This window comes from Tritonibacter litoralis (genome assembly GCF_009496005.1).
Classification (GTDB): Bacteria; Pseudomonadota; Alphaproteobacteria; order Rhodobacterales; family Rhodobacteraceae; genus Epibacterium; species Epibacterium litoralis.
The window spans coordinates 159,732-166,722 of record NZ_WIBF01000011.1; the positions used below are offsets into that span (position 1 = coordinate 159,732).

The 6,991-nt window shown below is 56.5% G+C and carries 6 protein-coding genes; all 6 read left to right on the plus strand.

The window, feature by feature from the left end; translation table 11 throughout:
* Positions 1–178 precede the first annotated feature (178 nt).
* The 6 genes from GFB49_RS16395 to GFB49_RS16420 all read left to right on the plus strand — a co-directional run bounded on the left by GFB49_RS16395 (position 179) and on the right by GFB49_RS16420 (position 6,813).
* Positions 179–1,429, plus strand: coding sequence for a Zn-dependent hydrolase (locus GFB49_RS16395; protein ID WP_153217006.1), 1,251 nt, complete (start codon positions 179–181; stop codon positions 1,427–1,429).
* 112 nt (positions 1,430–1,541) lie between these two features.
* Positions 1,542–2,996, plus strand: a complete 1,455-nt coding sequence (hydA, locus tag GFB49_RS16400; RefSeq protein WP_153217007.1) for a dihydropyrimidinase — start codon at positions 1,542–1,544, stop codon at positions 2,994–2,996.
* Positions 2,997–3,031: 35 nt separating this feature from the next.
* The gene (locus tag GFB49_RS16405; RefSeq protein WP_153217008.1) at positions 3,032–3,829 is read left to right on the plus strand and encodes an ABC transporter ATP-binding protein; all 798 of its coding nucleotides are present in this window, start codon (positions 3,032–3,034) and stop codon (positions 3,827–3,829) included.
* 12 nt (positions 3,830–3,841) lie between these two features.
* Complete coding sequence (locus tag GFB49_RS16410; RefSeq protein WP_153217009.1) at positions 3,842–4,759, plus strand: ABC transporter permease; 918 nt, start codon at positions 3,842–3,844, stop codon at positions 4,757–4,759.
* A gap of 88 nt (positions 4,760–4,847) precedes the next feature.
* On the plus strand, positions 4,848–5,699 hold the full coding sequence (locus tag GFB49_RS16415; RefSeq protein WP_153217010.1) for an ABC transporter permease: 852 nt from the start codon (positions 4,848–4,850) through the stop codon (positions 5,697–5,699).
* Positions 5,700–5,826: 127 nt separating this feature from the next.
* Positions 5,827–6,813, plus strand: a complete 987-nt coding sequence (locus tag GFB49_RS16420) for an ABC transporter substrate-binding protein (protein WP_153217011.1) — start codon at positions 5,827–5,829, stop codon at positions 6,811–6,813.
* Positions 6,814–6,991: the final 178 nt, after the last annotated feature.

The window sequence follows — 6,991 nt, forward strand, 5'->3', positions numbered from 1 at the left end:
TTCTTGACTGATTGCCACTCCGTGATAGCGTGAGTTTGACCATTTGGTCAAATAGGGTTGATGTCTCAGTGAGATAAAACAGCTCGCCGCACTGAATTCGGGCATAATAAATGAAGTAGCGCACCAAAGTATCCAAAAAAGAGGATCCTTTGGGCAGGACGCAGGAAGGACGAACGGAATGACCGCGCCAGGTGAAAATTTCAAAATCAATGGTGATCGGCTGTGGGACAGTCTGATGGATATGGCTCAAATTGGCCCGGGTGTTGCGGGCGGCAACAATCGCCAGACCTTGACGGATGAAGATGGCGAAGGGCGGGCGCTGTTTCAGAAATGGTGCGAAGATGCGGGCTGTACCATGCGTGTGGATACCATGGGAAACATGTTTGCCACCCGTCCGGGTACCGATCCCAACGCCTTGCCCGTTTACGTGGGCTCGCATTTGGATACCCAGCCGACCGGCGGTAAATATGACGGGATCCTTGGCGTTTTGGGCGGGTTGGAGTTGATCCGGTCGCTGAATGACCTGAACGTCAAGACCAAACATCCTATTGTGGTGACCAATTGGACCAATGAAGAGGGCACGCGGTTTGCTCCGGCGATGCTGGCGTCCGGCGTGTTTATTGGCATGCACACGCAGGATTGGGCCTATGCGCGTGAGGATGCGGAGGGCAAGACGTTTGGGGACGAGCTGGCCCGGATTGGCTGGAAAGGCGATGAAGAGGTGGGTGCGCGGAAAATGCACGCCTTCTTTGAGCTGCACATCGAACAGGGGCCGATCCTGGAAGCTGAAGGCAAGGACATTGGTGTGGTCACCCATGGGCAAGGTCTGTGGTGGTTGGAGTGCACCGTGACCGGCAAGGATGCGCACACCGGTTCGACGCCGATGAATATGCGGGTGAACGCGGGTCTTGGCATGGCGCGGATGACCGAAGCGGCGCATCAGATCGCCATGGCCCATCAGCCCCATGCGGTGGGCGCGGTTGGGCATTGTGATGTGTTCCCAAATTCACGCAATGTGATCCCCGGCAAAGTGGTCTTTACCGTGGATTTTCGATCCCCGGATCTGGCCAAGCTGACCTCGATGCGCACGCAATATGAAGCAAAAGCCAAGGAAATTGCGGATGAGCTTGGGTTGGAGCTGAGCATTGAACCCTCTGGTCATTTTGATCCCGTTACGTTTGACGAAGGCTGCGTGGCAGCTGTGCGTGGTGCAGCTGAACGGTTGGGGTTGAGCCATATGGATCTGGTGTCTGGTGCGGGCCATGATGCCTGCTGGATCAATCAGGTGGCGCCGACAGCGATGGTAATGTGTCCCTGTGTGGATGGTCTGAGCCACAATGAAGCGGAAGAGATCACCAAGGATTGGGCCGCAGCTGGGGCCAATGTGCTGCTTCACGCGGTGGCTGAGACGGCGGAAATCGTCGGGTGATGCAACCTACCGGGGGCCAGCCCCCGGACCCCCGAAGTATTTGTAAAAAGATGAAAACCAGGGTGTTTCAAAAAATGCGTGTCAGAAAACTGGCAGCGACAGGGAGATAGAGATGACGAAGGTTATCAAGAACGGAACCATTGTGACGGCGGATCTGACCTATAAGGCAGATGTTCTGATCGAAGATGGGGTAATCACTGAGATTGGCACCGGGCTCAGCGGTGATGAGGAGCTGGATGCCACGGGCTGTTATGTGATGCCCGGCGGGATTGATCCGCACACCCATCTGGAAATGCCGTTTATGGGCACCTATTCCTCGGATGACTTTGAAAGCGGCACCCGCGCGGGTCTGGCAGGCGGCACCACGATGGTTGTGGATTTTGCCTTGCCCAATCCGGGGGAAAGCTTGCTGGATGCGCTGAAACGCTGGGACAATAAATCCACCCGTGCCAATTGTGACTATTCCTTTCACATGGCGGTGACCTGGTGGGGCGAGCAGGTTTTTGACGATATGAAAACCGTTGTGGAGACCCGCGGCATCAATACGTTCAAACATTTCATGGCCTATAAGGGCGCGTTGATGGTGAACGATGATGAAATGTATGCGTCCTTCCAGCGTCTGGCGGAGCTGGGTGGGATTGCCATGGTGCATGCGGAAAACGGCGATGTGGTGGCGGAACTGTCGGCCAAATTGCTGGCCGAAGGCAACACCGGTCCAGAGGCGCATGCTTACTCTCGCCCGCCGCAGGTGGAAGGCGAGGCGACTAACCGCGCGATCATGATTGCCGATATGGCAGGCGTGCCGCTTTATGTGGTGCATACGTCATGTGAGGAGTCCCATGAGGCGATCCGCCGCGCGCGCATGCAGGGCAAGCGCGTCTGGGGGGAGCCGCTTATCCAGCATCTGACCCTGGATGACAGTGAATATATGAATGCCGATTGGGATCATGCCGCCCGTCGGGTGATGTCGCCACCGTTCCGGAACAAGCAGCATCAGGACAGTCTGTGGGCTGGTCTACAGTCTGGCTCATTGTCGGTTGTGGCAACGGATCACTGTGCCTTTACCACCGAACAGAAACGGTACGGTGTGGGTGACTTTACCAAGATCCCCAATGGCACGGGGGGCCTCGAAGACCGGATGCCGATGCTGTGGACCCATGGTGTGGCAACAGGTCGTCTGACACCAAATGAGTTTGTCGCTGTAACCTCTACCAATATCGCCAAAATTCTGAATTGCTACCCCAAGAAGGGCGCGGTTCTGGTTGGTGCAGATGCGGATCTGGTGGTTTGGGATCCCGAAAAGACCAAGGTGATTTCAGCGGGCACGCAGCAATCGGCTATCGATTACAACGTGTTTGAAGGGCATGAGGTCAAAGGTCTGCCGCGGTACACGCTGACCCGCGGGCAGGTTGCGGTTGTGGACGGCGAGATCAAGACCCAGGAAGGTCACGGCAAATTTGTCGAGCGCGAAGCGAACACTGTGGTCAATAAGGCCTTGTCCACGTGGAAAGAATTGACCGCGCCGCGTCCTGTCGACCGCTCTGGTATTCCGGCAACAGGAGTGTAAACCCCGTGCTGAGCCAAAGTGAAATAGAGGGCTTCATGGAAGAGGCAACAGTGGTACCCCAACCGGTTATCAAGGCTCAGGATCTGAATTTGGTGTTTGGATCTGGCGACAACGCGGTTCATGCGTTGAAAAATGTAAATTTAACGATCAACAAGGGGGACTTTGTTTCCTTTATTGGCCCGTCCGGCTGTGGCAAAACCACATTTCTGCGCTGTATTGCGGCGCTGGAACAGCCCACCGGTGGCACGCTCAGTGTCAATGGGATGACACCGGATGAGGCGCGCCAGGCGCGGGCCTATGGCTATGTGTTTCAACACGCAGGGTTGTACCCCTGGCGCACCATTGCCAAGAACATCAAACTGCCGCTTGAGATCATGGGCTATGACAAAGCCGAACAAGAACGTCGCGTGGCTGAGGTTCTGAAGCTGGTGGAGTTGGAACAGTTTGGTCAGAAATTCCCCTGGCAGCTGTCCGGCGGCATGCAGCAGCGGGCGTCAATTGCCCGTGCCTTGGCCTTTGATGCGGATATCCTGTTGATGGACGAACCCTTTGGGGCCTTGGATGAAATTGTCCGCGACCACCTGAATGAGCAGCTTTTGCAGCTGTGGGCCCGGACGGACAAAACCATCGGCTTTGTCACCCATTCGATCCCCGAAGCGGTGTATTTGTCGACCAAGATCGTGGTGATGTCTCCCCGGCCGGGCCGTATTCACGAGATCATCGACAGCCCGCTGCCCAAAGAGCGCCCCTTGGATATTCGCGACAGTGCGGAGTTCATTGAAATTGCGCATCGTGTGCGGGAAGGCCTGCGTGCGGGCCATGCCCATGACTAAAGGAACAGCGACATGAAGACATTTCTTTCTGTCCTGACCGTGGTCGCCGGGATTATCGGGATCTGGTATCTGGCCTGTGTGCCGATGAACATCAAAGGCGTTCTGGACGCGGCTGAACGGGCCGGCGCGGTGGTGGAACCCGCGACGCCAAAGGCGCGTCGCGATCTTGGCGCGATGGGGCTGGTGGTCAACAACAGCTTTGCCATTGCCGACGTGTGGTCGGTGGACCGTCCGCGCTTGCCGGCGCCGCATCAGGTGGCCATTGAACTCTGGGAGACCACGGTTGAAAAGAAGATCACCTCAAAACGCAGCCTGATCTATCATGGTCAGGTGACGTTGTCGGCGACGCTTTTGGGATTTGCTATTGGCACGGGACTTGGCATTTTGCTGGCCGTTGGGATTGTCCATTCCAAAGTCATGGATATGTCGGTGATGCCCTGGGCCATTGTCAGCCAGACCATCCCGATTATTGCGCTAGCACCAATGATCATTGTGGTGCTCTATTCCATTGGGGTGCAGGGGCTGTTGCCCAAGGCGATTATTGCGGCCTACCTCAGCTTCTTTCCGGTGGTGGTGGGGATGGTCAAAGGGCTGCGCAGCCCGGATCACATGCAGGTGGATCTGTTAAAGACCTATAGCGCCAATACAGCGCAGGGGTTCTGGAAGCTGCGTCTGCCGTCGTCGATGCCTTATCTGTTTGCGTCGCTGAAAATCGGGATTGCCGCATCACTGGTGGGGGCCATCGTGGGCGAGTTGCCCACCGGAGCGGTTGCGGGCTTTGGCGCGCGTCTTTTGGCGGGAAGTTATTATGGCCAGACGGTTCAGATTTGGTCCGCACTTTTTGCGGCGGCCATTCTGGCCGCACTGCTGGTGGCGCTGTTGGGGCTGGTGGAACGGTTTCTGCTGCGCCGGATGGGGGTGACCACGTGAGTTTGATGTCAAAAGGGGGCGCTGCCCCCGTCGCGCAGGCGCGACTCCCCCGAAGTATTTTTGAAAAGATGAAAAAACGGAGGGTCACATGGGGCTGGTGATTTTCGCGGCTGTGATCTGGGTTGGCGGCTGGTGGGTCAATCACAAGCTGGCCAATGGGCCACGGGCCGAGACGGCATTTGTGCGCCTGTTGGTGCCTGCTATTTTTGGGGTCACCCTCCTGGCCGTTTGGGAGCTGTTGGTGCGTGGCCTTGAGGTGCCTTTGGTTATCTTGCCTGCGCCAAGCCAGATTGCGGTTCGGTTTGCAAGCAGTTTGCCGGTTTTGTGGGCGGATTTTACCCAGACCATTTTGAAAGGGGCTTTGGGGGGCTATGTCATGGGCTGCCTGGCGGCGGTCTGCACCGCGGTGCTGGTGGATCGCAGCGATTTCCTGCGTCGAGGGCTGCTGCCGGTTGGCAATTTTGTGGCGGCGCTGCCTATTGTTGGCACCGCGCCCATTCTGGTGATGTGGTACGGGTTTGACTGGCAGTCCAAGGCGGCTGTGGTGGTTGTGATGATCTTCTTTCCGATGCTGGTCAACACTGTTGCAGGACTTCGGGAAACCAATGACATGCAGCGCGACCTGATGCAGACCTATGCGGCAAGTTACTGGCAGAGTTTTGTCAAACTGCGCCTGCCGGTCGCCTTGCCGTTTATTTTCAACGGGCTGAAAATCTCCACAACGCTGGCGCTAATCGGTGCGATTGTGGCGGAGTTCTTTGGCTCACCCACCGTGGGCATGGGCTTTCGGATTTCCACCAGTGTCGGGCAATTGGCGCTGGATATGGTCTGGGCCGAAATTGTGGTGGCGGCCCTTGCGGGGTCGGCGTTTTACGGGCTGGTGTCGATGTTTGAACGTATCTTCACCTTCTGGCACCCGTCCCAGCGCAGCCGCGCCTGAGGATAAGATATCAATAGCATAAAAAACCAGCACAGCGCAAAATAAGCTCATGAATACAAACAGAAAGCTTTTGTCTGCGGTGTGCTTCCCCTTCAAACTCGGATCAAAACAACAGGGAGCTAGATCCATGAAAAACATTCTTGCAGCCACTGCAATGACGGCATTGGCAACAGGGGCCGCACAGGCCTCGGATGAGGTGACATTGCAGCTGAAATGGGTGACCCAAGCCCAGTTTGCAGGCTACTATGTGGCGCTCGACAAAGGGTTTTATGAGGCGGAAGATCTGGACGTCACCATTCTGCCTGGCGGCCCGGACATTGCACCGACACAGGTGATCGCAGGGGGCGGCGCGGATGTGACCGTGGAATGGATGCCTGCTGCGCTGGCGGCCCGCGAAAAGGGCTTGCCGCTTGTTAATATCGCGCAGCCTTTCAAATCTTCGGGCATGATGCTGACCTGCTGGAAAGACACCGGCATCGCCGCGCCCGCGGATCTGGCGGATCGCACGTTGGGGGTTTGGTTCTTTGGCAATGAATTCCCCTTCATGAGCTGGATGAGCCAGCTGGGCATTTCCACCGAGGGCAAATCTGCATCCGGTGTTGAGGTTCTGAAACAGGGCTTTAACGTCGATCCGCTACTGCAACGGCAGGCTGATTGCATCTCTACCATGACCTATAATGAATATTGGCAGGTCATTGATGCAGGCGTTGGCGCGGATGAGCTGGTGACGTTCAAATATGAGGATCAGGGCGTCGCGACGCTGGAAGATGGTCTTTATGTGCTGGAAGAAAATCTGGATGATCCGGAATTTGTTGCCAAGATGGAGCGCTTTGTACGCGCCTCCATGCAGGGCTGGAAATACGCCGAAGCAAATCCAGAAGAGGCGGCTGAGATCGTGTTGGACAACGATGCCTCTGGCGCTCAAACCGAGACACATCAAAAGCGTATGATGGGTGAGATCGCAAAGCTGACCGCTGGCAGCAATGGCGCGCTGGATGTTGCGGATTATGAACGTACTGTGCAGACCCTGTTGGGCGGTGGATCTGATCCGGTCATCACCAAAGCGCCCGAAGGGGCCTGGACGCATGCCATTACTGACGCTGCGTTGAAGTAATTCGTTGGGCAGAGCCTGACGTGAAACGGCCCGGGATATCCCGGGCCGTTTTTTGTTACGTCTTGCTGCGATTGGCGATTAGGTCGTCGACGACGGAGGGATCGGCGAGGGTTGAGGTGTCGCCCAAGGCTCCGAAGTCGTTTTCTGCAATTTTGCGCAAGATGCGGCGCATGATTTT